The 25,878-nt window shown below is 41.6% G+C and carries 25 protein-coding genes; 11 read left to right on the top strand and 14 right to left on the bottom strand.

The window, feature by feature from the left end; genetic code table 11:
- Positions 1-17: 17 nt before the first annotated feature.
- The gene (locus VK541_RS00650) at positions 18-3,158 is read right to left on the bottom strand and encodes a TonB-dependent receptor (RefSeq protein ID WP_324365880.1); all 3,141 of its coding nucleotides are present in this window, start codon (positions 3,156-3,158) and stop codon (positions 18-20) included.
- A gap of 357 nt (positions 3,159-3,515) precedes the next feature.
- Between VK541_RS00650 and lpdA the strand changes: the two genes are divergently transcribed.
- The 3 genes from lpdA (at position 3,516) to VK541_RS00635 (ending at position 6,328) form a co-directional block, all read left to right on the top strand.
- Entirely contained in the window at positions 3,516-4,904 is a 1,389-nt protein-coding gene (gene lpdA / locus VK541_RS00645) for a dihydrolipoyl dehydrogenase (RefSeq protein ID WP_324365878.1), read from the top strand.
- Positions 4,905-5,059: 155 nt separating this feature from the next.
- Entirely contained in the window at positions 5,060-5,908 is an 849-nt protein-coding gene (locus VK541_RS00640) for an MBL fold metallo-hydrolase (protein ID WP_324365876.1), read from the top strand.
- Positions 5,909-5,998: 90 nt separating this feature from the next.
- Positions 5,999-6,328: a YegP family protein gene (locus tag VK541_RS00635; protein ID WP_324365874.1), complete on the top strand. Its 330-nt coding sequence runs from the start codon at positions 5,999-6,001 to the stop codon at positions 6,326-6,328.
- 68 nt (positions 6,329-6,396) lie between these two features.
- On the opposite strand, the gene VK541_RS00630 is transcribed toward VK541_RS00635, so the two are convergent.
- Positions 6,397-6,600, bottom strand: a complete 204-nt coding sequence (locus tag VK541_RS00630) for a helix-turn-helix transcriptional regulator (protein WP_324365872.1) — start codon at positions 6,598-6,600, stop codon at positions 6,397-6,399.
- 345 nt (positions 6,601-6,945) lie between these two features.
- On the opposite strand from VK541_RS00630, the gene VK541_RS00625 reads away from it, so the two are divergent.
- The gene (locus tag VK541_RS00625) at positions 6,946-7,806 is read left to right on the top strand and encodes a sigma-70 family RNA polymerase sigma factor (protein WP_008242129.1); all 861 of its coding nucleotides are present in this window, start codon (positions 6,946-6,948) and stop codon (positions 7,804-7,806) included.
- Positions 7,807-7,973: 167 nt separating this feature from the next.
- Positions 7,974-8,831, top strand: a complete 858-nt coding sequence (locus tag VK541_RS00620; RefSeq protein WP_324365853.1) for a M28 family peptidase — start codon at positions 7,974-7,976, stop codon at positions 8,829-8,831.
- Positions 8,832-8,834: 3 nt separating this feature from the next.
- Here VK541_RS00620 and VK541_RS00615 read toward each other — a convergent pair whose 3' ends face one another.
- The 5 genes from VK541_RS00615 to VK541_RS00595 form a co-directional block, all read right to left on the bottom strand.
- Positions 8,835-9,101, bottom strand: coding sequence for a hypothetical protein (locus VK541_RS00615; RefSeq protein ID WP_324365850.1), 267 nt, complete (start codon positions 9,099-9,101; stop codon positions 8,835-8,837).
- Between the two features lie 110 nt (positions 9,102-9,211).
- Positions 9,212-10,825, bottom strand: a complete 1,614-nt coding sequence (locus VK541_RS00610; protein WP_324365848.1) for a S41 family peptidase — start codon at positions 10,823-10,825, stop codon at positions 9,212-9,214.
- A gap of 69 nt (positions 10,826-10,894) precedes the next feature.
- Positions 10,895-11,509 (bottom strand): HAD family hydrolase, encoded by a 615-nt coding sequence (locus VK541_RS00605; RefSeq protein ID WP_324365846.1) that lies wholly within the window; start codon positions 11,507-11,509, stop codon positions 10,895-10,897.
- A 17-nt stretch (positions 11,510-11,526) separates the two neighbouring features.
- The gene (locus tag VK541_RS00600; protein ID WP_324365844.1) at positions 11,527-11,841 is read right to left on the bottom strand and encodes a hypothetical protein; all 315 of its coding nucleotides are present in this window, start codon (positions 11,839-11,841) and stop codon (positions 11,527-11,529) included.
- The gene (locus VK541_RS00595) at positions 11,838-12,488 is read right to left on the bottom strand and encodes an ABC transporter ATP-binding protein (protein ID WP_324365842.1); all 651 of its coding nucleotides are present in this window, start codon (positions 12,486-12,488) and stop codon (positions 11,838-11,840) included. Before VK541_RS00595 ends, VK541_RS00600 begins: the two co-directional genes overlap by 4 nt.
- Positions 12,489-12,634: 146 nt before the next feature.
- Here VK541_RS00595 and VK541_RS00590 point away from each other — a divergent pair, with 146 nt between their 5' ends.
- From VK541_RS00590 to asnS, 4 genes are all read left to right on the top strand, one after another.
- On the top strand, positions 12,635-13,264 hold the full coding sequence (locus VK541_RS00590) for a hypothetical protein (RefSeq protein WP_324365840.1): 630 nt from the start codon (positions 12,635-12,637) through the stop codon (positions 13,262-13,264).
- Positions 13,265-13,266: 2 nt separating this feature from the next.
- On the top strand, positions 13,267-13,563 hold the full coding sequence (locus tag VK541_RS00585) for a transcriptional regulator (RefSeq protein ID WP_324365838.1): 297 nt from the start codon (positions 13,267-13,269) through the stop codon (positions 13,561-13,563).
- Positions 13,564-13,707: 144 nt separating this feature from the next.
- Positions 13,708-14,898 (top strand): ADP-forming succinate--CoA ligase subunit beta, encoded by a 1,191-nt coding sequence (gene sucC, locus VK541_RS00580; protein ID WP_324365836.1) that lies wholly within the window; start codon positions 13,708-13,710, stop codon positions 14,896-14,898.
- Positions 14,899-15,510: 612 nt separating this feature from the next.
- A complete protein-coding gene (gene asnS, locus VK541_RS00575; RefSeq protein ID WP_324365834.1) occupies positions 15,511-16,959 on the top strand; it encodes an asparagine--tRNA ligase in 1,449 nt (482 codons plus the stop codon).
- Positions 16,960-17,031: 72 nt separating this feature from the next.
- On the opposite strand, the gene VK541_RS00570 is transcribed toward asnS, so the two are convergent.
- A complete protein-coding gene (locus VK541_RS00570) occupies positions 17,032-18,690 on the bottom strand; it encodes an FMN-binding glutamate synthase family protein (RefSeq protein ID WP_324365832.1) in 1,659 nt (552 codons plus the stop codon).
- 75 nt (positions 18,691-18,765) lie between these two features.
- On the opposite strand from VK541_RS00570, the gene VK541_RS00565 reads away from it, so the two are divergent.
- Both VK541_RS00565 and nhaA read left to right on the top strand, forming a co-directional pair.
- A complete protein-coding gene (locus tag VK541_RS00565) occupies positions 18,766-19,386 on the top strand; it encodes an L-threonylcarbamoyladenylate synthase (protein WP_324365830.1) in 621 nt (206 codons plus the stop codon).
- A gap of 19 nt (positions 19,387-19,405) precedes the next feature.
- Positions 19,406-20,578, top strand: coding sequence for a Na+/H+ antiporter NhaA (gene nhaA, locus VK541_RS00560; protein ID WP_324365828.1), 1,173 nt, complete (start codon positions 19,406-19,408; stop codon positions 20,576-20,578).
- Here the strand turns inward: nhaA and trpA are convergent.
- The 6 genes from trpA to recR all read right to left on the bottom strand — a co-directional run bounded on the left by trpA (position 20,568) and on the right by recR (position 25,844).
- On the bottom strand, positions 20,568-21,335 hold the full coding sequence (gene trpA, locus VK541_RS00555) for a tryptophan synthase subunit alpha (RefSeq protein ID WP_324365826.1): 768 nt from the start codon (positions 21,333-21,335) through the stop codon (positions 20,568-20,570). The two genes, nhaA and trpA, sit on opposite strands and share 11 nt — an antisense overlap.
- A 2-nt stretch (positions 21,336-21,337) precedes the next feature.
- A complete protein-coding gene (gene trpB, locus VK541_RS00550; RefSeq protein ID WP_324365824.1) occupies positions 21,338-22,519 on the bottom strand; it encodes a tryptophan synthase subunit beta in 1,182 nt (393 codons plus the stop codon).
- Entirely contained in the window at positions 22,516-23,151 is a 636-nt protein-coding gene (locus tag VK541_RS00545) for a phosphoribosylanthranilate isomerase (RefSeq protein ID WP_324365822.1), read from the bottom strand. The genes trpB and VK541_RS00545 overlap by 4 nt, the downstream gene beginning before the upstream one ends.
- Positions 23,148-24,140: an anthranilate phosphoribosyltransferase gene (trpD, locus tag VK541_RS00540; RefSeq protein ID WP_324365820.1), complete on the bottom strand. Its 993-nt coding sequence runs from the start codon at positions 24,138-24,140 to the stop codon at positions 23,148-23,150. The genes VK541_RS00545 and trpD overlap by 4 nt, the downstream gene beginning before the upstream one ends.
- Before the next feature lie 266 nt (positions 24,141-24,406).
- Entirely contained in the window at positions 24,407-25,222 is an 816-nt protein-coding gene (locus tag VK541_RS00535) for an SDR family oxidoreductase (RefSeq protein ID WP_324365818.1), read from the bottom strand.
- A gap of 4 nt (positions 25,223-25,226) precedes the next feature.
- On the bottom strand, positions 25,227-25,844 hold the full coding sequence (recR, locus tag VK541_RS00530; protein WP_324365816.1) for a recombination mediator RecR: 618 nt from the start codon (positions 25,842-25,844) through the stop codon (positions 25,227-25,229).
- Between the last annotated feature and the right edge of the window lie 34 nt (positions 25,845-25,878).

The following is a 25,878-nucleotide window of genomic DNA, read 5'->3' as shown; positions in this document are numbered from 1 at the left end:
ACAACCTAAGACTAGGTTTAGTTGAACAAATATCTTACGCCAACTTGCCCCTGCCATCTGGCACTAAATGACTCTGTATAAGGATTTTGAGTCGTAGCAGGTGAAAAAGTATAACCACCACCACCTGAAGATGAATAGGACACCAAAGTATAAGCCTGATTGCTGAAGTTAAACTGACGTCCCCATTCCTTATTCAACAGGTTTGTGAAGTTAAAAATATCGAAAGACAATTGCAGGCGATTCTTTGACGTACCGATCATACCGCCTATGTCCTGCATTAATCTAACATCAACCTGGTGTTCCCAGGGTAAACGGCCACCATTACGTGTTGTATATTGCCCGCGCTTGTCTTTTAAATAAGGGTCGTTGCTAATAAAATTATTTAAAGCTTCCCATTGTTGGGCAGGTGTATAAGTTACAGCTGATGCTCCTGTGCCGACAGTTAGGTTAACCAATTTAATATCCGCAATAGTTCTGGGAACATACAATAGGTCATTACTGAAAGCACCGTCACCATTCAAATCACCATTATACAAATAAGTAAATGGTGTTCCTGATCTGCCAGCATAGAATACCGAGATATTTGTTCCGCTAGCTTTATTTTTTCCATAGTTAAGACCATAAGACAAACTGGCGATAATCCTGTGACGTATGTCGAAGTTAGAATAAACCAGATCAGGGCTATTTGCATCTCTAACTACTTGAACAAATTCCCAATTTGACTGGGCCGTACTGCTAGCTCCAGAATTCACATCTTTTGATTCACCATAAGTATAAGCAACTGTAGCAAATAGCCCGTTAAAGAAATTTTTCTTTAGCTCTGCTGTTAGTGTGTAAGATGAACCTTTAGAAGTATTATCCAGCAGGTAAGCACCAGTATACGTAGAACTTACTTTAGATCCGTAGAAAGGACGATTGTCTGCGCCACCCGTTAAAGATGGATTAATATTTGCAACCGACGGTTTAACGTTCAAATCCCTGTAAAGAATATTATTAATTGTTTTAGAATGAATTCCTTCTAGTGTTGCAGTAATACCGGCTGGCAATTTGAAATCAGCTGCTAAATTTGTTCTGAGTGTCTGTGGTATTCTGAATTGAGAGCTCATCAAGTTTACCTGATAAGTACTTCCTGCTGTTCCTACAGTTGATTGTTTTGTTGGATCAGGCTCAAAGCCCGCATTATTAGCAGTAGTTCCACTCAAAGCTATACTCTTATAATCCAGTCCTGTGTTTCCATACTGATTAGAAAACCATACAAACGGCGCACGTCCAGTGAATAATCCGGAGCCCCCACGCAATTGAATAGATCTTGTTCCGGTTAAATCCCAGTTAAAACCAACGCGTGGCGAAACCAAAAGCTGTCCGCTTGGGACGATATTAGTGCCGTATCCCGGAAAGGAAGCGGCCACTGCTGTATTGTTTCCAGGTTTATTGTTGAAGATGGGAACATCCACTCTTAATCCAGCTGTTAGCCTGAATGTACTGTCAACTTGAATTTCATCCTGAAAATAGAAGCCCAACTGGGCTGCTTTGAAAGAAGCATCAGGTAATGTTCCTGCAGTAGCAGGATAAATTACATCAACGTTGTTAGGTTTTTCATCATAAAAATTCTGAAGACTAGTATATCTATATCTTCCATTGTAGTTGTTCACAAATAAATTCCTAAACTTAAAGAATTCATTATGCGTGCCTAAAGTAAAAGTATGATTACCCGTTAACAACTTTAAATTATTCGTAAATTCTACAATATCCTGGTCAAGTTCGTTAGCTGTAGAGCTTCTTTCGGAACCAAATTGAACGGTCTTTCCAGAAATACCACCCCAATTTTGGATTTCTACCTGTGGAAACAAAGATCCTGAGGTCTCTCGTGAGTCGCGTATTCTTGAATAGCCAAATATTAAATTGTTCGATAAACTTGAATTGAATTGAGTTCTCAGTTCAGCTACACTAACATTCTGGCTGTTATTAAACTTGTAAGCATTATTTCCAAGGCGAAATAAAGAACCAGTTCTAGAAATATTGTCATCGAACGCTTTAATATAGTTGTGACGCAATGTCAATTGGTTCTTGCTGTTGATATTCCAGTCCAGACGTGCGAATATCTTGTCACTCTCAGTCTTTGCACCTATACCGTTTGATGCACCGATATCATAACCATACTCATCCTGTACATACTTCGTTAACACAGCGGCGTCTGCTTGTGTGATAACAGCTCCTGCATCGCCTGCGTTAAAAAGCGTGGGCTGTTCAATTTTACTTTGCTCAGCATTCACAAACAAGAATAATTTGTCCTTAATGATTGGTGCTCCTATCCTGAAGCCATACTGGATATTATGAAAATCAGCTGCCTTTTCCCCAACAAAACTTTTACCGACAAGTTTTTCATTTCTCCCAAAAAAATATACAGACCCCTCCACTGTGTTTGTACCAGAGCGAGTCACGGCATTTATACCACCGCCAGTAAAATTGCCATAAGTAATATCATAGGGAGCTATAACTACCTGAATTTCCTGAATGGCATCTAAAGAGATCGGCTGCGTATTGGCCTGTCCTCCGGGAAGTCCGGACGTGGTTAATCCGAAAACATCATTATTTACCGCACCGTCTATTGTTAAGCTATTGAATTTGCTGTTAGATCCTGCAAATGAACTGCCGTTAGATTGAGGTGTCAACCGTGTAAAATCCGTAAGACTGCGACTTAAAGTAGGAAGATTTTGTATTTGTTCCTTGGAAATCGTAGTTGCGGCACCTGTGCGTCTCCTGTTAAGTGTTTCATTTCGGGTTCCTGTAACTACAACTTCCTGCAAATTGGCGCTTTCATCTTTAAGCATTGCATTCAGCAAGAAAGGTTCTCCCAATTTCAGAAAAACATCATCAGTTTTTTCCGGTTGAAAACCAACATACGTAATTTCGATCAAATATGGCCCACCTACCCTCATATTTGCTATACTATAACGTCCGGCAGCATTTGAAGTCACGACATAGACTGTTCCGGTAGGCCTGTGTGTAGCTTTTATGCTTGCGCCTGGAAGTGGTGCTTTTGAGTCCCTTACGGTACCATTCAAAGACGAGGTAGTCACTTGAGCGCTGACCTGAGATTGCAATCCTATAAAGGCCATCAGGATCACCACAAATTTAAGTAGTAAAGATTTCTTCATATTTTTTGTTTTTTTATGTGCAGATATCTTGTTAATGATATCGTCGCAAAGATAATTATTAAAATATCCAAGATTTTGGTTTCAATGTTAAATAATTATTAAGAACAGCATTATTTTTCAACATTTAACCCAAAAAACGAATTTATAACGAGCAGTTTTTCAATAATTTATATTCATTCCAGCTAAAAAAACGTTTATCCATAGTGTAATATCTACACTACTATATATATGTATGCAAATATATGCTGTGCCTGTAGGGAAATATAGGCTGTGTCATAAAACGCAAACCGCATGGTTTAATAAACATTTTTATTAATTTTGGCGCTGACTAAAGTTAAAATTCCTTTATTTAAAGATATGAACTACGATGTAATAGTAATTGGCAGCGGTCCGGGCGGATATGTGGCTGCAATAAGGGCTTCTCAGTTAGGTTTGAAAACTGCAATTGTAGAGCGTGAATCACTTGGCGGTATATGCCTGAACTGGGGCTGTATCCCTACCAAAGCTTTATTGAAAAGCGCGCAGGTTTTTGAATACATCAATCATGCTTCAGATTATGGAATTAAAACTGCTGAGGCTGAAGCTGACTTTGCGGCAGTGATCAAGCGCAGTCGCGGAGTAGCAGACGGCATGAGCAAAGGTGTTCAGTTCTTAATGAAAAAGAATAAGATCGAAGTGATCATGGGTACCGGGAAAGCTAAACCGGGAAATAAGATTGAGGTTAAAGGGGCTGACGGATCCACTAAAGAATATACAGCAACTAGTATTATACTGGCGACAGGCGGACGGTCCAGAGAATTGCCAAACCTGAAACAGGATGGCAAGAAAGTGATCGGATACAGACAGGCGATGGTATTGCCTGAACAGCCTAAATCTATGGTAGTGGTAGGCTCGGGAGCTATAGGTGTTGAATTTGCTTATTTCTATGCTACGTTAGGCACTAAAGTTACTGTAGTTGAATTCATGGACAATGTGGTTCCTGTAGAGGATGAGGATGTTTCCAAACAATTGCTGAGAAGCTTTAAAAAAGCGGGGATTGAGGTGATGACTTCTTCAAGTGTGGAGTCTGTGGACACCAGCGGCGCAGGCTGTAAAGTACAGGTTAAGACTGCTTCCGGCATGCAGACCCTGGAATGCGACATCGTTCTTTCTGCTGCAGGTGTGGTTGCCAACATCGAAAACATTGGCCTGGAAGAAACAGGCATCAAAACCGAAAAGGGCAAAGTAGTTGTGGATGAATTTTACAATACTTCTGTAAAAGGGTATTATGCCATTGGTGATATTGTTGGCGGACAGGCCCTTGCACATGTTGCATCTGCGGAAGGCATCATATGCGTGGAGAAAATAGCTGGTCACAAGCCTGAGCCTTTGGATTACAACAACATCCCGGGATGTACGTATTGCAGCCCTGAGATTGCTTCTGTAGGTTATACCGAAAAAGCAGCTAAAGCGGCTGGTTATGAGCTGAAGATCGGTAAATTTCCTTTCTCGGCATCAGGTAAAGCCAGTGCGGCAGGTGCTAAAGATGGTTTCGTGAAATTGATCTTTGATGCAAAATATGGTGAATTGCTGGGTGCGCACATGATTGGCGCCAATGTGACGGAAATGATTGCTGAAATCGTTGTAGCGCGCAAACTGGAAACCACAGGTCATGAAATGATTAAATCTGTACATCCGCATCCTACTATGAGCGAAGCAATTATGGAAGCTGCTGCTGATGCGTATGGAGAGGTGATACATTTGTAATAATAGTGATCTGCTCGATGGCTGCATCTTTCGCTGAATAAGCGAAAGCGCTTATGCCATCTCCCAGACACTAAAATTACCGCCAAAAAACTAATAAAAAAGGCCGCTTGTGCGGCCTTTTTTATTAGTTTTACCACCGATTAATTATTCCAAATATGAACTTACATACGATTGAGACCGGACTTTTTAAACTCGATGGCGGTGCTATGTTTGGCGTGGTTCCAAAATCCATCTGGCAGAAGAGCAATCCGGCTGATGCGAACAATATGTGCACCTGGGCAATGCGCTGCCTGCTGATTGAAGATGGTGACAGGCTGATATTAGTTGATACTGGTATCGGCGATAAACAGGATGAAAAATTTTTGAGCCATTATTATTTGCATGGTGATGACAGCCTTGACCGATCGCTTGCTGCAAAGGGTTTTAGCAGGGATGACATCACTGATGTTTTTTTGACGCATCTGCATTTTGACCATTGTGGTGGCTCCATAATCCGTATTGGCGACAAACTCAGGCCGGCATTTAAAAATGCTTTTTACTGGAGCAACAAAAAACACTGGGACTGGGCTGTCAATCCAAATGAAAGAGAAAAGGCTTCTTTTTTAAAAGACAATATTTTGCCTATTCAGGAAAGTGGTCAGCTTAGGTTTGTTGAGGACACTGATGGGGTTCAATTTCATGATGGTATAAATATCCGCTTTGCTTATGGGCATACAGACGCAATGATGTTGCCGCAAATCCAATATAAGGGTAAGACGATTGTTTATATGGCTGACCTGCTGCCTTCTGTTGGACATATCCCCTTACCTTATGTAATGGCGTACGACATGTTCCCTCTGCAAACATTAAAAGAAAAGCGGTCTTTTTTACAGGAAGCTACAGACAATGGATATATTCTTTACCTTGAGCATGATGCCGTAAATGAATGCTGTACGTTGCAGCAAACGGAAAAAGGAATAAGACTGGATCAGACTTTTGATTTAGCAGGCATCGCCGCTTTATAAACAAAATGATAATAATTATTTGGTTTTGTTCAGTTTTTTATAAATTGTATTATTAAATACGATCTATTGTAAAACTAAATTAAAAAGATTATGGGCAAATTTGAAATCACAACGAGAAAGAATGGTGAATTCCAATTCAATTTAAAGGCGGGAAATGGGCAGGTAATTTTAACGAGTGAAGGATATTCCAACAAAAGTGGCTGTACAAATGGTATAGAATCTGTGAAGAAAAACGCTCAGGATGACGGCAAATACGATCGGAAAACCTCATCCAATGGCAAACCATACTTCAATTTAAAAGCTACCAACGGGCAAATTATCGGCAACAGTGAAATGTATGAAAGTGAGACGAGCAGAGACAATGGCATTGAATCTGTTAAAAAGAACGCTCCCGATGCAGAAATTTCAGATTTGACTTAATCCAAAATAACAAATCATTTAAGCCTGTTAAACAGTATTATTTAACAGGCTTTTTTATGAGCCAAACTTTACCTGTGAAACTCTAAGATATCTCCCGGCTGACAATCCAAAACACGGCATATGGCATCCATAGTTTCCAGTCTGATCGCTTTGGCTTTTCCTGTTTTTAATATGGAAAGATTGGACATCGTCACTCCTACCCGCATACTAAGCTCGGTTAAGGACATCTTTCTTTTTGCAAGCATCACATCCAGATTAATAACTATTGGCATAATGTAATTTCATTATAATCAGTACACGCTGTTTTGACACTTTTAAGATTACTTTCTCCTATTTTATTTCCTGACACCATGAAGACAAACATTATTTTGGCTTTTGCTAATATCAGTTATTATTGTAACACACAATATACATATTGTTAATCAATAATAAAACCATGTTTTACAATATAACTACACAGATACTGACAAAAGTACTTTGGAATAATTTTTGCTGTTAAAATATTGTATAAATAATAGGTGTAAAGTGTAACGTTTTCAGTAATTTATCTTTTCTAATTGCCATTAAATCCTTACTTTTGCACGTTCAAGACACATAACGAGTACCAAAGCATATAAATGAGACAACTCAAAATCACGCAATCGATTACCAATCGCGAAAGTCAGTCCCTTGACAAATATCTTCACGAGATTGGTAAAGTAGATTTAATTACCGCAGAAGAAGAAGTAATATTAGCAAGAAAAATACGCGAGGGAGATCAGGCCGCATTAGAACGTTTAACTAAAACCAACCTGCGTTTTGTGGTGTCCGTCGCTAAACAATATCAAAATCAGGGATTAACTCTTGGAGATTTAATTAACGAGGGCAACCTGGGTCTGATTAAAGCCGCCAAGCGTTTCGATGAAACCAAGGGTTTTAAGTTCATCTCTTATGCAGTTTGGTGGATTCGTCAGTCTATTTTACAAGCCATAGCTGAGCAAAGCCGTATTGTACGTCTGCCTTTAAACCAGGTGGGTTCTTTGAGTAAAATCAGTAAAGCATTTTCCAAGTTAGAGCAGGAATATGAGCGTGAGCCTTCTCCGGAGGAACTGGCGGACATATTAGAAACCACAGTCGATAAGATATCTGATACGCTGAGCAATTCCGGAAGGCATGTATCCATGGATGCACCTTTTGTTCAGGGTGAAGAAAACACTTTGCTCGATGTACTGGAAAACCACGAGCCAAATACCGACAGCAGCCTGATCAATGAGTCTCTTTCTGAGGAGATCAAACGTTCTTTGTCTACACTGACTGAACGTGAGCGTGAGATCATTGTCTTGTTCTTTGGTTTGAGTACAAATCATCCTTTATCTCTTGAAGAGATTGGTGAAAAATTCAATTTAACCCGTGAACGTGTGCGTCAGATAAAGGACAAAGCGCTGCAGCGTCTGCGCCATACTTCAAGGAGCAAAATATTAAAATCATACCTGGGTTAGTAAGCACAGCTCCCCAGGGTATTATAAAGTCATTAAAAGATTGGGCATACGTCCAGTCTTTTTTAATTTTACACCATCCAGCTTACAAGATTATGAAATCCTGCCTGTTTATTTCACTTATATTACTTTTGAGCTGCGGTTTTGCCGGAAATGCTGAATCGCAAACCGTGAAACAGCTGCTTAAGGATGTTGAAACTTTGTCGTCGGACAAATATGAAGGCCGAAAAACGGGGACTAAAGGTGCAGGGATGGCAAGATCTTATATCCGGGACCGGTTTGATGCTATAGGCTTGAAATCTTTTAATACTGGGTACCAATCGGCATTCTCTTTTAAATCGAAAAACAGCGCTGATATCAGCGGCACAAATATGGTCGGGTATATTGCCGGGAAGACTGATCAGGTTATTGTAATTTCAGCGCACTACGACCATCTGGGCATTGTAAACAATGAAATCTATAACGGGGCAGATGACAACGCATCCGGGGTGGCAGGCTTGCTTTACCTGGCTGAATACTTTATGAAGAACCCGCCAAATAACACTTTAATCTTTGCAGCATTTGATGCTGAAGAAATGGGGCTGCAAGGTGCAAAAGCCTTTGTAGCAAAACCTCCCGTAGCATTGAGCAGGATCAGGCTCAACATAAATATGGATATGATCAGCCACAATGAAAAAGGGGAACTTTATGTATGCGGTACATTTAAATATCCTGAGTTAAGGAAGTTTTTTGTTGTTGATCATCTCAATCCCAAAGTTCTGTTTGGACATGACGATCCAAAGCAGGGAATTGATGACTGGACCAATCAAAGCGACCAGGGAGCCTTTAATGCTAAAAACATTCCGTTTCTTTATTTTGGCGTAGAAGATCATAAGGATTATCACAAAGCCAGTGATGAGTATCAAAGCATCAACAAGATTTTTTTTGAAAATGCGGTCAATGCCATCCGGAATATCGTGGGCAATATTGACAAACAACGCGATATTCAAAAAATATTTAAAGAAAGGCTAAAGATGAAAAAGCGATAGCTTTTAAAAGTCAATATCTATCAGGCTATTCAAAGGAATATGTATTCCATTCTTCAATTGAAGATATTTCTCAGTTACTGACCATACGGTAGTATTTACCGTTTTCGCGCCTTCATTTGTATTGAATGTAATGTCTGCTTTAGATTTAAATTCGTTACCCAATCGCTGAGCTGAGTTTAATTTATTCCTTAATTCTTCTGTATGGTTTTGATCCGCAGGTATTATTTTATTAACCTCTATTGATTCTTTCTCTATTGATTCCCCTAACATATGATATAACATATTTGTTATCTAAATATGCATTTAATCTATTTAAATAGCAATAGTACCTGAAAGAGTTATCTGCAAATAATGTAAAATAATTGTATCAATAACTGAAATTATCTTTTCACTTTATGCCTGGTTTCGATCATTCCTTTAAACTCATCATTCTCCTTTAACGGTTTCATTTCGTTTATTGTACTGAAAGAAACCTCCTTACCGTTGATGCTCATCACGGAACCTTTACTTCTTAGGCTCACTGCTGCATTTGAAGGATTTAAAACGCTTATGGCTTTGGCAGTATAGGGTTCGCCGTTTTCACCGAAATCATATCTCGGATCATCAAAGAAAGCTGCTTCTCCAGGACTTTCAGCATAATCAGGAACCATCCCTGAAAAGTATCCGCCTTCGTTCTGGGAATTCTTGGTTTCAAACAATGCAAACAATACATCATACCTGTTTTCCAGCCTTATAGGAAAGAAACCTACCGGCTTGCCATAGGTTTGTTCGCCCACTAATTTCACTGTCATTTTAGGTTTCAGGCTGTTGATCACCAGTTCACTGGCTGATGCTGTACTACCGGAAACAATAAATACTACGTTGGTTATATTGGTCAAATTACCTGCTTTACTGAATGAATTGGTATTCGCAGCTACGGAATAGTCAATATCATCGAAATAATTTACAATCCTGCCATTGGTATACTGTATCTTTTCATCGTCGTCCAATACCGGCTGGTTTTTCATGATCGTCGCTTTACCTGTGGTCAATGTGGCATTAAAGTATTCTTTATACATCACACCAGTAGCACTGGACGGGGCGATCAGATTGATCAGGTGTTCCGCAGTGCTCACATAGCCTCCGCCATTATATCTAAGATCTATAATCAAGTCGGTCACCCCAAGAGCGGCGAAACTATTGAATGTAGAATCCAGCACATGAAATGAGTTGGACTCGTTTGAAAACCGGGCATAGGCCAAATATCCGATCTTCTTCGCTCCGGCTGTAAAAATTTTGGACAGATAAATGGGACTGCTCTTATAGCTGGTCTTATTCAGCTCTACATTAAATGCCTCCCCGGCAATTTTGTTAGTATATTTTATACCTGAAATCGTTACTTTATCTGAACTCAATGTGGCATTGACCATGGCCCTTTCGTTTTCATAATGTGTGCCGATAGCAGTTCCGTTAATCTTATTGATCAGCCAGCCTCTCTTAACTCCCTTTTTTTCTGCATCAGAGCCCCTGTAAACCGCAGTAACAAAAAGCGCATAAGCTCTCGTATTATTGTCTGTCAGGTAAAATACAGGCCGCAAACCATTGTCATTTCCGTTGCCCTCCAGGTCAACAGCTGCCTGAGGATTAGGTTTTGCAGAGACAGCGGCAGGATTTCTTTCGGTGATGTCTTCTATGTAAGAATATTTTAAAAAAGTTTCTCCTGGAATATAGTCCGCAGCATTGGCGGCTTTACCTATGTTAAAGAGGTTATTTTCGTAATTCCCAAGATCTGTTGAGGAATTCGTGTACTTCCTGGGCTGAAATGCCTCATATGAAGGCAACGAAGAATTCCAGTAATAGATCTGTTTGGCATACAAAAATAAAGAATCGTTGGTGAGATCGCGCCTGTCGCCATCGTCGTCAGGTCCCTTATCCTTATCCTTTTTACAGGCACTAATTATTAATGTTGCCGTCAGCACAGCAAGCAGAGCGTAATTTTTGATATGATATTTCATAGTGTTTTTCTATAGATTAGATGGGGCCTTTTTGAGTCCCATTCGTATAAGCCAGTGATATTAACGTAATTAAGGTAACAATAGTTTATCAGCTTCTAAAAATTCCACTCCACCATTTTTTGCACACATTTTATCGGCTTCCAATTTACCGATCAATAATACATCTGCTTTTTTCAATTTGTGTCTTTCCATGATCACTTGCAGCCCTTTAGCTGAAGGCTTGGCAGCTGATTCCATGGCAAAATGAACTTCCAGGTAATTTTCGAGACCATGCCATTCTGTTTGCATGATCTTGTTGAGCTGCTGTGCGGGCTGTCCGTTGGTGAATATAAATATCTGCCTGCGTTCGACAACTATTTCCTGCATAAATTTTAATATCGTATTAAAGATAAGCAATTTTAGCGGAAGACGGCCGCTGTGCAGCAGCATGTCAAAATTGATCCTGTATTGGGGCGGAATACTAAATAATCTTGCGGTCTTATCAAACACAGCATCGGCTCCCTCAGAAAAATAAGTTTCCTGCATGCTTTTGATCATGGCACCGGCGTCCATCTGTTCTCCGTATTCCATGAATTGTGCAAATAAATAGTAAATCTGCAGCAGATAGTCTTTTTCAGGATAGATTATGTCATCCAGTTCGAACACAAAAGCTTGTTTATTCTGAATGTATTGTTCAAAAGACATATGGCCGGATCATTTGTTTATGCCTTGTTTAGTTCAGCAGGTGTGAGCACTTGAATATCGAATTCTTCGAACAATATACGGGATTTGACAACCGCTTCAATTTCAGAATCATCTACTGGTAATATGGCATTGACGGCATTGTCCAGACACGAAGTCAGAAGGGTATGTGCAATTGTATCCTGGTTTTGAATCCCTAATGAAATAAACCGATATTCTTTCGATGGAAATTGAGGCATTTCGCCATAATCAGCCATTATAACCTCATCCTCTTTGAATTCTTTCAGTAACTTAAATGCCCTGGCAGACTTCCCTCCTGTGATCAATATCTTCATATAATTAAACCGTCTTTCATGGTCACCACCCTATCACTTATTTTAGCAAGATCTTCATTATGTGTCACGATAACGAAAGTCTGTTTAAAATTATCTCTCAATGTGATAAAAAATTGATGAAGTGCACTTGCGTTTGCAGAGTCCAGATTTCCTGAAGGTTCATCTGCCAGTATAATTGCAGGATCATTCACCAGCGCTCTGGCCACAGCAATACGCTGTTGTTCGCCGCCCGAGAGCTGATTCGGCTTATGATGCGCCCGGTCTTTCAACCCCAATAACTCCAAAAGCTCGGCGGCCTTATTTTCAGCCTGTTTTTTATTTGATTTGGCAATAAATGCAGGTATACAGATGTTTTCCAGTGCAGTAAATTCAGGCAGCAAATGATGAAACTGAAAAACAAAACCAATATTTTTGTTGCGAAATACGCTGAGGAGTTCGCCGCTCAGACTGCTGATTTTTGTACCATTCAGCTCAACAGCGCCCCCGTCTGGCTTATCCAGCGTACCCAGTATATGTAGAAGCGTACTTTTCCCCGCTCCTGAAGCACCAATAATACTTACGATCTCTCCCTTTTCTACTGAAAGGTCTACCCCCTTTAAAATGGGCAAATTACCATACGCTTTTTTGATACCAGTGGCTTTTAGCATGCTGCAAACTTAGTAAAAAGTAAGGAGGTTATAAAGTTGTCGTCTGACAACCTAAAAACCGAAAGCAGAACTGCATAAAAGATATTCTCAAATAGTTTTGATTTAATAAAAATAACATTAGCTTTGGAAAACAAAGTGCTTTTAAAATGAGTAATCAAGAAGAACAACTTAGCGCATTGAACGACATCAGGAAAATGATGGACCGTTCGTCAAGATTTATTTCTTTAAGCGGACTGTCCGGGGTTTTTGCGGGGATTACCGCTCTGGGCGGCGCTTATTTTGCAGACAGAGAACTGCGTGCGTATGCAAACAGGGATTTGGAAACTGCCTATTTTGACATGAGTGCGGAGTTTAACCTGATTAAAATTGCCATATTGGTTCTAATCATTGCGCTTCTCGGCGGTATGCTTTTTACTTACCGCCAGAGCAAAAAGAAAAACCTGCCAATTTGGGATAAGACGGCTAAAAATCTGCTGATCAACCTGGCAATCCCTTTGATTGCAGGCGGATTGTTCATCATTGCTTTGTTAATGGTCCATTCCAACGCATATGGCCTGATCGCACCATCTTGTCTTGTATTTTATGGTTTAGCACTGGTCAATGCCAGCAAATACACTTATAGTGATATTCGGTTTTTAGGTATCTGCGAAATTATTCTCGGCCTGATCGCGATGTTTTATATCGGCTATGGGCTTTACTTTTGGGCAATTGGATTTGGCATACTGCATATTCTGTATGGATTGGTAATGTACTTTAAATACGAACGGGCTAAATAAAAATGAAAAACCCAATTGAAGCTTTAAATAAAATATTTGACAGCCGGATACGACTTGGTGTAATGTCGGTTTTGGTTGTCAATGAGAGCATTAGCTTTAATGAACTCAAACAGCTTCTGGAGTTGACCGATGGCAACCTTGCCTCCCATTTGAGCACACTGGAACAGGCACAATACGTCAGAATACAGAAAGCGTTCATCGGCAAAAAGACCAACACCACTTACAGCATCACCGATCTTGGCAGACAGGCGTTTAAGACTCACCTGGATGCATTAGAAAAAATGATAAAGAGGATTTAGTTTTTTTTTATACAGCGAACTGTCACACCAGCTCGTCAGCGCAGGCGGGTTTTGCATAAAACCTAAAAATAGTCTGAACAATCGGCACCTTCCTATTTGTATAAAGCATTTGAAATTGTAGATTTGAACAAATTTTTTCAGCGAATGAATATCCACGAATATCAAGGTAAAGAAATACTTAAAAGTTTTGGTGTAGCCGTACAAGAAGGCATTGTTGCCGATACGGTTGAACAGGCTGTAGAAGCGGCTAAAAAAATGAAAACCGATTACAATTCTGACTGGGTTGTAATTAAAGCTCAGATTCACGCAGGTGGTCGTGGTAAAGGTGGGGGCGTTAAGCTTGCCAAAAACCTGGATGAGGTCAGAGAACGCGCTACCGCAATATTGGGTATGCAACTCGTAACTCCCCAGACAGGTCCGGAAGGTAAAAAAGTTAACAAAATTTTAGTTGCGCAGGATGTCTATTATCCCGGAGCTTCGGAGACTAAAGAATTTTATGTAAGTGTTTTATTAAACCGCGCCAGCGGAAGAAACATCATCATGTATTCGACTGAAGGAGGTATGGATATTGAAGAAGTGGCAGAACACACTCCTCATTTGATCTTCAAAGAAGAAATTGATCCAAAAGTAGGCCTCCAAGGTTTTCAAGCCCGTAAGATTGCTTTTAACTTAGGTCTGAGCGGCAGCGCCTTTAAAGAAATGGTAAAATTTGTTACAGCACTCTATAAAGCTTATGACAATACCGATTCGGCAATGTTTGAGATCAATCCGGTTTTAAAAACATCTGATGATAAAATCATTGCAGTCGATGCTAAAGTTGATCTCGATGAAAATGCCTTGTTCCGCCATCCGGATTATGCTGCGATGCGCGATAAACTGGAAGAAGACCCTACTGATGTAGAAGCAAGTGAATCAAACCTCAATTATGTAAAACTGGATGGAAACGTTGGCTGTATGGTGAATGGCGCCGGCTTAGCAATGGCAACTATGGACATCATTAAAATTGCTGGTGGTGAGCCTGCAAACTTTCTGGATGTAGGCGGTACTGCTAATGCCCAGACTGTTAAGGCTGGATTTAACATTATCCTTAAAGATCCGAATGTAAAAGCTATTTTGATCAACATTTTTGGTGGAATTGTTCGTTGTGATCGTGTTGCGCAGGGTGTTATCGATGCTTATAAAGAAATCGGAAACGTTCCTGTTCCGATCATTTGCCGTTTACAGGGCACAAACGCTGTAGAAGCCAAAAAATTAATTGACGATTCGGGACTGCAGGTATATTCGGCTATTGCATTAAAAGATGCTGCTGCCCTTGTAACTGAAGTATTGGCATAGTCAATAAATCTTTAAAAAAAAGAAGGGATATCCTAAACAGGTATCCCTTCTTTTTTTAATAAGTTATCCTGATCTTTTGGTCGTTTGCCGGCTAAGAACATCAGAAAAAATAAAAGGGACATCTTGCACCAGATATCCCTTCCCTATTTTACCAAAAACTATATGCTCTAAAAAAGAAGAGGCCAACAACTATCCAATTGTTGGCCTCTCTAACCAAATATAAATTAAACGAGCATTACAAATATAGGAATATTTATTAAAAAACCATAAAAATTCATTTATTTTTTAAAATATTTTGATAAAAACCGAATTACACTGCATTAAAATCAAAATATCAATCAAAAATATAGAACAAAAATCAATAAACAATCAAATACCGCCAATTAACCAGCAAATAAATCAACAAAACATAAATAAACACATAAAATACACCAAAAACTATCGATAATTTGATATTTTAACACACAAAATCACACAACATATGACAATTATCACAATAGTCACCAAAAAATATACAATAAAAACGACAAATATTAAAAACCCTCCCCCTAAAACAAGCCCTGTCATTTATTGAAGTATTTCCTTATTTTTGACCCTCTCCACAATAAAGCTATGATTAAAAGAGAAAAAGTAAAAAGTCTGCTAGAGACAACCGAGTTTAACAGAGAAGTAACCGTTATGGGTTGGGTGCGTACCTTTCGCAACAATCAATTTATCGCAATAAATGATGGGTCATGCATGGGGAACATCCAAATCGTAGTTGATTTTAATAATACACCTGAAGAATTACTTAAACGCATCACCACCGGCGCAGCGATTTCCGTAAAAGGAACCATTGTAGAGTCATTAGGCAAGGGCCAGCGCGTGGACATCAAAGCCCTTTCAATTGAAATATTAGGCGACAGCGATCCAGAAAAATTCCCTTTGCAACCCAAAAAACATAGTTTGGAATTTTTAAGGGAAATTGCCCACCTGCGTTTCCGAACCAATACATTCAATGCAATTTTCAAGGTGCGTCATGCACTTGCGTTCGCTGTTCATCAGTTTTACAACGAACGGGGTTTTGTGTATATGCATACGCCTATCATTACGGCGTCCGATGCTGAAGGGGCAGGCGAGATGTTCAGGGTCACCACCCTTGATCTTGAAAACCCACCGCGTGCCGAAGATGGAAAAGTTGACTTCTCTGAAGATTTCTTTGCCCGTTCAACCAACCTGACCGTATCGGGTCAGCTTGAGGGCGAACTGGCTGCTATGGCCTTTGGACAGATCTACACCTTCGGCCCTACATTCAGAGCGGAAAACTCCAACACCACACGTCACCTTGCAGAATTCTGGATGATCGAGCCCGAAGTCGCGTTTGCTGACCTGGAAGACAATATGCAACTGGCAGAAGACATGCTGAAATATGTAATCGACTATGCATTGAGCAAGTGTAAGGAAGAAATCGATTTCCTGAACAACAGATTGCTGGAAGAAGAAAAAACAAAGCCTCAGAATGAACGCAGTGATATGTCACTGATAGACAAGCTTAATTTCTGCCTGAATAATGATTTCGAAAGGCTAACCTACACGGAGGCCGTAGCGATTTTAAGATCATCAAAACCCAACCAGAAAAAACAATTCAAATACCTGATTGACGAATGGGGTGATGATCTGCAATCAGAACATGAGCGCTACCTGGTTGAAAAACATTTTAAAAAACCAGTGATCCTGACCGATTATCCTGCTGACATCAAATCATTCTATATGAGACAAAATGAACCGGATGCACAAGGCAGAAAAACAGTGGCCGCTATGGACATTCTTTTTCCTGGTATCGGTGAAATGGTTGGCGGATCGCAAAGAGAAGAGCGCATGGATAAGCTGGTAGCCAGAATGGAAGAACTGGGCATCCCGCAGGAAGAGCTTTGGTGGTTTTTAGATACCAGGCGCTTTGGTTCGGCCCCGCATTCCGGTTTTGGTGTAGGCTTTGAAAGGCTTGTCCTTTTTGTAACAGGAATGACCAATATCAGAGATGTGATCGCGTTTCCGCGTTTCCCTAAGAATGCTGAGTTTTAGCAAAAACATTTATATAAGAAGGGTCCGGTAATTTTCATTAGCGGACCCTTCTTATTACTGTAGTGATCAGGTTCATTTGTTTTCTTCCAGATCATCACCAAATGAGTTGGCATGCGCATAGTCTACTCTGGAAACTTTATAATCCGTTGGCGCAAAACCGGCAGAGGTACTGAGTGCCATACCCAGCTCAAATCTCAGTGGATATGGTGTTTGGAGCAAACTACCCTCCGGTATGTATGGAAAGCTCTCCATATAGGACTGCATCACATTTGGGGCAATTCTCCTGTTGATATAAGCCCTCGTCAGCTGATACGGATGGTGCAGACCTGCCGCTCCAAGCAGTTCGACCGCACTTGCTACGGTAAGCCTGTGAAAGTTGAATACCCTTACCGTTTTATCTTCCACCACCAGTCCTTTCATTAAGCTCGCATCCTGAGTAGCCACACCTGTCGGGCAAGTATTGCTGTTGCACTCCAGGGCTTGTATACAGCCAAGGGCAAACATCATTCCTCTTGCCGAATTGCAGAGATCTGCACCTAAGGCTATGTTCTTGACCAGATCGAAGCCTGAAGCTATCTTTCCTGAAGCGATGATCTTGATGTGTTTCTTCAGGTTAAATCCGATCAGTACATCGTACACAAAAGCTACTCCTTCCCTTAAAGGCATGCCAACTGCATTTGAAAACTCCTGTGGAGATGCTCCGGTTCCGCCCTCGCCCCCATCTACAGTGATAAAGTCGACATAAACGCCTGTTTCAGACATTGCCTTACATACGGCAAAAAACTCACTTTTCCTGCCAATGCATAATTTTATACCTACAGGTTTGCCCCCTGACAATTCACGCAGTTTCTTTACAAATCCAATCAGCTCAAGAGGCGTTTTAAAAGCAGAATGGGCGGGTGGGGAAATGACATCAAACCCCTCCTTGACCAGCCTGATCCTGGCGATCTCGGGTGTAACTTTTTTTGCCGGCAGTATGCCGCCATGCCCTGGTTTTGCCCCCTGCGACAATTTGATCTCGATCATTTTTACCTGCTCAGATTTAGACCTTTCGGCAAATGCTTCATAATTAAAAGTACCATCATGATGCCTGCAGCCAAAGTAACCAGTTCCGATTTGCCAGACCAGGTCTCCGCCGGGCCCTGCATGATAATCACTGATGCCCCCTTCTCCTGTATTGTGGGCAAAGCCGCCCATCTTGGCACCCCCATTTAAGGCCAATATGGCATTCTGGCTCAATGAACCAAAACTCATCGCAGAAATGTTATAAATACTGGCGGCATAAGGCTGAGCACAATCCGGACCTCCGACCAGCACACGCGGGTTTTCATCCAGTTCGTGATGGCTAATGGCTGCAATGCTGTGGCTCAGCCACTCATAACCGTTTTCATATACATCCAGCTGAGTGCCAAAGGGAATCGTATCATTCTCCATTTTAGCGCGCTGATAGATCAGGGAGCGGTTCAGTCTGCTAAATGGCTTACCGTTGGTATCACTTTCCACAAAGTACTGGTAAACTTTGGGGCGGAGGTCTTCCATAAAATACCTGAGCCTGCCCACAACCGGATAATTTCTAACGATACTATGCTTCGGCTGATACAGATCATAAATACCCAAAATAACCAGAGGAAAAGTGAAAATGGCCATCCACCATAACGGCGGATAAGTAAGGCCCAACATTATAGTAAGTGCCACTAAAAAGGCTGCAATAGCGATAAATGCTTTTCTCATATTGCTTTAATTTATTAAAAACACCAATAGAACAATAAATATCTGATTTCGGATCAGGATTTTGTAAATTTACACATGCTCATAAAAATCTATCCTGAAAACCCTAATCCAAAAGCGATTGAACAGGTTGTCGAGGTATTAAAGAAAGGCGGTATCATCATCTACCCGACCGACACGGTGTACGGTATGGGCTGCGACATCACCAATCAAAAGGCCATAGAAAAGATCTGCCGTTTAAGGGGCATTAAACCTGAAAAAGCTAATTTTTCATTCATCTGCTCAGATCTGAGACACATTTCAGACTACATCAAACCAATTGACACCACTGTATTCAGGTTACTGAAAAAAGCACTCCCGGGTCCGTTTACATTTATATTCAACGCCAACAACAATGTCCCCAAGTTATTGAGTTCCAACAAGAAAACAGTGGGTATCAGGGTGCCTGATAATGATATTGCCAGGGAAATCGTAAAGCAACTGGGCAATCCCATCCTCTCCACTTCTATTCACGACGATGACGATCTGGTCGAATATTCTACTGATCCCGAACTGATTCATGAAAAGTATGAAGAGCATGTAGATATCGTTATAGATGGCGGCTATGGGGATAACGAACCCTCAACCGTAGTGGATTGTACCTCCGGAGATTTTGAGATCATTCGTGAAGGAAAAGGTGACCTCAACAGCTTTTTATAATTTCTTAATATTCATCTTTATGACCAAACTGCTCAATCTGCAAGCCTTCAAAGACTTTTTCCGCTCTGGTCAAATTGGCGGCATACTGCTTATGGTTTGCGTAGTCATATCTTTATCTATTGCTAATTCGGGATATAAAGAAGAATTTTCGAGTCTGCTTTCCACCGATCTGGGTTTTACTTTTGGAACAAAAGCCTATTCATTTACAGTGGCAGCATGGATAAATGATGCACTGATGGCTGTTTTCTTTTTGTTGGTCGGACTGGAAATAAAAAGGGAGCTGGTAGAAGGTGAACTATCCTCAGTGAAAAAAGCTTCCTTGCCAGTTGTAGCCGCCTTAGGCGGAATGCTGGTTCCGGCATTCATCTATTTTATTTTCAACAGCGGTAGCCCGACCGCCTCCGGATGGGGCATCCCAATGGCCACAGACATTGCTTTCGCACTGGCCATTATCGCGATGCTGGGCAAAAGCGTACCACCTTCTTTAAAGATATTCCTGGCAGCACTGGCTATAGTAGATGACCTGGGCGCCATATTGGTCATCGCCATTTTTTACACTGACCAGGTCCATTTTGATTATTTAATATGGGCTGGCGGAGTATTGTTGCTGCTTTTAATATTTAACTATTTCAAAGTGAAGCCACTTTATTTTTACCTGGTTCCAGGTATAGTGTTGTGGTATTTCATCCATCATTCGGGCATCCATGCTACTATTGCCGGGGTACTGCTCGCACTTACTGTACCTGCCAACACCACAAACGCCGAGTCGCCGCTTGAAAAACTGGAACATCTGCTCAATGGTCCTGTCAACTACTTCATTATGCCGATATTCGCTCTGGCAAACACCAATATTACTTTTCAAAAGGAAATGCTGGGTGGACTGATATCACCTTTGGGATTAGGTATTGTTACCGGCCTCTTCGCCGGCAAAACAATTGGTGTAACCTTATTTTCATGGCTGGCTGTAAAATTTAAGCTGGGCAGCTTGCCTTCCGGCTCAGGCTGGAAACACATTATTGGACTGGGGATGCTTGCCGGTATTGGATTTACCATGTCTATATTCATCTCCCTGCTTTCATTCAGCGATGAAATGAATATAACCGAAGCAAAATTTGCGGTGCTCTGTGCCTCGGTTATATCCGGACTTATTGGTTTTGTGTTCCTAAAATCGACAAAGAAGACTAAGGCCTAAACTCCTTTATAAATCTTTTTACGCTGCCCTGAACATCGTTTTTATCCAGCGCCTTCACAAACGCGCTGCCGATAATTGCGCCGTTGGCATATTGGCAAGCCTTATCAAAAGTCGCTTTACTGCTGATGCCAAAGCCGATCATCGTAGGATTCTTTAATTTCAGATCGGCTATCCTTGAAAAATAGGCTTCAGTGGTATCACCTACCTGAAGATTTTGACCCGTAGTCGCAGACGAAGAAAGCAGGTAAATAAATCCATTACTCAAACCGTCGATCTTATGAATCCTTTCTGTAGAGGTCTGGGGCGTCACTAAAAAAATATTGCTGAGTCCATGAGCTGCAAACACAGACTCGTAAAGCTCTTCATACTCAATCATAGGCAGATCAGGCACGATACAACCATCCACACCCACTGCTACGCAGGCCTTGCAGAAATTTTCTACGCCAAACTGCAGCATCGGGTTTACATAACCCATTAATAAAACAGGTATGGTCACTTTTGAGCGAAGATCCTTTAACTGTTCAAACAACAGCTTCAGGTCCATCCCGTTGTCCAATGCCTGTTTACTGCTGGCCTGTATCGTTGGGCCGTCCGCAACAGGATCTGAATAAGGGAAGCCGATTTCCAGCAAGTCCGCACCCGACTCCTGCAAAGCCTCTGCAATTGCCACAGTATCGCCCAATGAGGGATAGCCTGCTGTATAATAGATCGATAATATATCTTTCTTTTTCTGAAATAACTCTTTAATTCTGTTCATCGTTATAAGCCAAAATATTTCATATAGGTATCCATGTCTTTGTCACCGCGGCCCGAAAGACACACCACCACATTTTCTTTACCAGTAAACTTCATTTTCTCCAAATATGCGAGAGCATGAGCACTTTCAATCGCAGGGATGATCCCCTCCATTTGTGTCAGCAGGAGCCCCGCCTGCAAAGATTCATCATCAGTGATCGATACATAACTTCCGCGCCCCGTCTTAAACAGATGTGCATGCTGAGGGCCAATGCCCGGATAATCCAGCCCCGCAGATACCGAATGTGGTTCCACGACCTGCCCGTCATGTGTCTGCATTAAAATGCTCCTGCTGCCATGCAGTACACCCTCCTGCCCCAAAGCAGTCGTAGCCGCAGAAAAACCGCTATCTACTCCTTTACCGGCTGCCTCGACAGCCACCAGTTTTACTTTTTCATCATCAATGAAATGATAGAACATGCCTATGGCATTACTTCCTCCGCCCACACAGGCCAGCACATAGTCCGGCTGATCGCTGCCTGTCTGCTCAATCAGCTGTTTTTTAGTTTCTTCTGATATGACAGACTGAAACCTGGCGACCATATCCGGATAAGGGTGCGGACCTACAACAGAACCGATGATATAGTGGGTATCCACGGGATTATTGATCCAGTCACGCATGGCCTCGTTGGTCGCGTCTTTTAAAGTCTTGCTTCCGGAAGTAGCAGGAACTACCCTGGCTCCCAGCATTTTCATCCTCGCTACGTTAGGCGCCTGACGCTTGATGTCCACCTCGCCCATATACACCACGCATTCCAGTCCGCGCAAAGCACAAACCGTGGCGGTGGCTACACCATGCTGCCCCGCACCGGTTTCTGCAATGATCCTTTTCTTGCCCAGCCGCTCTGCCAGCAGGATCTGTCCTATCGTATTGTTGATCTTGTGTGCTCCGGTATGGTTCAGATCTTCTCTTTTCAAAAAGATATTGGCATGGTATTTTTGCGACAGGCGTTTGGCCAGATACAAAGGCGAGGGCCTTCCAACATAATCCTTCAGCAGCTGATGAAATTCCTTTTGGAAATCTTCATCCGCCATGATCTTCAGGTAATTCTGTCTCAGCTCTTCTACATTGGGATACAACATTTCCGGAATATATGCACCTCCAAAATCACCGTAATACCCCTTTTCATTTACAAAATAACTCATAATGGTAGTTTATTCTTAAAATCGTTCAGTTTATCAATTTGTTTTAAGCCGGGTTCCAACTCAAACCTGCTGTTTACATCTATGGCATAAAGCCGTTTATCTTTTATATTGCTGATGTCTTCGACATGTTCCGGCCCTATTCCTCCGCTCAGAAAATAAGGTTTATCCAGTTCGTACCGGTCCAGCAGACTCCAGTTGAATACCTTACCCGAACCACCATGATCAGGCGTTTGGGTATCAAATAAAAAATAGTCAACTATCTCTTCATAAGCTTTCAGTTGTGCGAAATCAAAGTTCTCATCCACTCCGAACGCTTTAATGATTTCTGTTTCCTGAGGAAGAATCTGTTTTAACTCCAGACAATATTCCGGAGTCTCGGCACCATGAAGCTGCACCGCGCTGAAACCAAACTCAGTTGCAAGCCCTGCTACACCAGCCAGGTCTTCATCCACAAACACCCCGGTTTTTTTTATGTTCAGAGGCAAATCCATTAGCAGTTCAGCAGAAAGCCCGCCGGCATACCTTTTCGACTGCTTATAAAATATAAAACCCATATAATCCGGTTTCAAAGCAGCCACTTCCAAAATATTTGCAGGCACCTTCATTCCGCATATTTTCAGCCTCAGCCTCATGGTCTTCCTGTCAATGTTTTAAAGCTGTTCAATGCTTTCTTACTGACAAGAGATTTTTCAGCAGCATAAAAACAATCTGCGAATGATTTAGTGCTGTCAATGGTCTGCAGAGCCAGCGCAGCGTTACAAAGTACTACATTTTGCTGCGCCTCAGTACCGGCACCATTCAATACATCCATAAAAATCTTTGCCGATGATTCTACAGTGTCACCACCCTTTATCGCGCTTTCTTCAATTTGGGCAAAACCCAGATCAGCTGTAGTAACCAATGCCTCGCCATTCTTACTGAATGTTTTAAAATCGCAGGTAAGCGACACTTCATCAAAACCATCCACTGCATGCAATATCGTATAGTTCTTGTCCGTATCCTGGTACAGATAGGCATATAAACGGGCGAGCTCCAAACTGAATACCCCAACGATCTGATTTTTTGGCTGCGCCGGATTTACCATTGGCCCCAGCATATTAAAAAATGTCTTCACACCAAGCTCCTTACGGATCGGCGCTACCGTCTTCATGGCCGGATTAAACAGCGGAGCATGTATAAAACAAATGCCGGCCGTATCCAGGCCGCGTTTTAAAGTATCCTGATCATTGGTAAAAGTATAGCCCAGGTATTCCATCACATTGGAGGACCCGCAGCCGGAAGACACGCCATAGTTGCCATGCTTGGCTACTTTATTTCCTGTTCCTGCAACTACAAATGAAGCAAGTGTCGAAATGTTAAAGGTATCCTTCCCGTCACCTCCCGTGCCGCAAAGATCTACCAGCTCATAATCAGAAAAATCAAGTTTCACACACAGGTCAAGCATCGCATCACGAAAACCCTGTAGTTCCGCCACGGTAATATTACGCATGCCATAGGCAGTAATAAAAGCTGCGATCTGTGAGCTGTTGAACTCACCCAATGCGATCGAAGTCAGTATCTTTTGTGCTTCGCTCCTGCTAAAAGTCTTGTTTTCAAATAAATGGTTTAATATCTTTTTCATATCCGTTTCTTCCTTACCGGAAGTTTTTTAATTGGTTTTTTACGCTGTTCATACTGGTTTGCAGCAGCTTCAAATTGTCCGAAACAAAAAAAGGGCTGCCTTATAGCAACCCTCAAAATCTTTTTATGTAAAATAAAACGTTCAAATACAGGGTTACACTACGCTATTGCGTTGTGCCACCACCAAATGTTATGTCCGTTTTTTTGTATCATTCCGCAGCAAATATGGAATTGTTTTTGCGAAACAACAAATGTTTCTTGAAAAAATTATTTGATGAGGGCATTTTTCTCCCTCGTAAAATGATTAAATACCAGTTTATCAGCTAAAGCAGGCAGTAATTTATTGATCCAAACGGTAAGTTTACCCTGTCCGGTCATCACCAGTGTCCTTTTTCTGGCAGCAATTCCATCCACAATTGTTACAGCCACCTCTTGCGGAGTCATCATTTTGCCTTCTTCCATACTCGTTTCACCATGTGCCGCACCGTCCTTCGCCAGTGCCGCAACACGGATATTTGAGGTCGTAAAACCCGGACAGGCAACCATCACATGCACCCCGGATTTCAGCAGCTCAGTACGCAGCGACTCCATGAAGCCATTCATAGCAAATTTGGAAGCAGAATAACCGCTACGTCCGGGCAAACCCCTGTAGCCAGCAATAGAAGATACACCAATTACACTGCCTTTGGTTTTCAAAATTTCAGGTAAAGCATATTTTGTACAGTAGACCGTACCCCAAAAATTCACATCCATCAGGTGTTTCAGTACGGAGAGGTCTGCTTCGTTAAACAGTGCGCGCATAGACAATCCCGCATTATTGACCAGGATGTCTATTTTTCCATAGGTTACCAGAGCCTGTTTCACGAGCAACCCGCAATCCTCTTCCTTACTTACATCCGCCTGCACCGCAACCGCTTTTATATCATATTTCTTTTCCAGACCATCGCTGATCTCGCAAAGCGTGACATACTGCCTGGCAGCAAGCACCAGGTCTGCACCACGTTTCGCAAATTCCTCAGCACAAGCCTTGCCGATACCTGATGATGCACCGGTAATGATGACTACTTTATTCTTAAAATCCATTTAGCTATTTAATTAATGAGTTTTCATAAGGCACCCTGGTCACTATTGATCTGCCCAGCGTGATCTCATCGGCATACTCCAGTTCACCGCCAAAGGCAATTCCCCTCGCTATGGTCGTGATCGGGATCTGAAAATCCTTTAGTCTTTTATACAGATAAAAAAGTGTCGTATCGCCTTCCATCGTCGCGCTCAGTGCCAGGATCACCTCTTTGACTGGAGTAGTAGCCACACGTTGCACTAGTGAATCAATAAACAGATCTGATGGACCAATACCATCCATCGGTGAGATTAACCCACCCAGTACATGATATACCCCAAAATACTGGGACGTGTTTTCTACAGCCATCACATCCCTGGTGTCTTCCACTACACAGATCACTTCTTTGTCGCGTTTAACAGCAGTGCAGATCCCGCAAATTTGATTGTCAGAGATATTATGACAGACACTGCAGTGTTTTATTTCTTTTCTAAGCCGGATGATCGAATTCCCGAAATGCGCTACCTCTTCCTGATCCTTATTCAGCAAATGCAAAACCAGCCGCAGGGCAGTCTTCTGACCTACACCCGGCAGTTTAGAGAATTCATTAACAGCGTCTTCAAGCAGTTTAGAAGAAAAGTTCATTTTACAAACTTAGATAATTTTGAGCAATTATGTG

Source organism: Pedobacter sp., from assembly GCF_035317785.1.
GTDB lineage: Bacteria > Bacteroidota > Bacteroidia > Sphingobacteriales > Sphingobacteriaceae > Pedobacter.
This window is presented reverse-complemented; position numbering and strand designations above follow the sequence as displayed.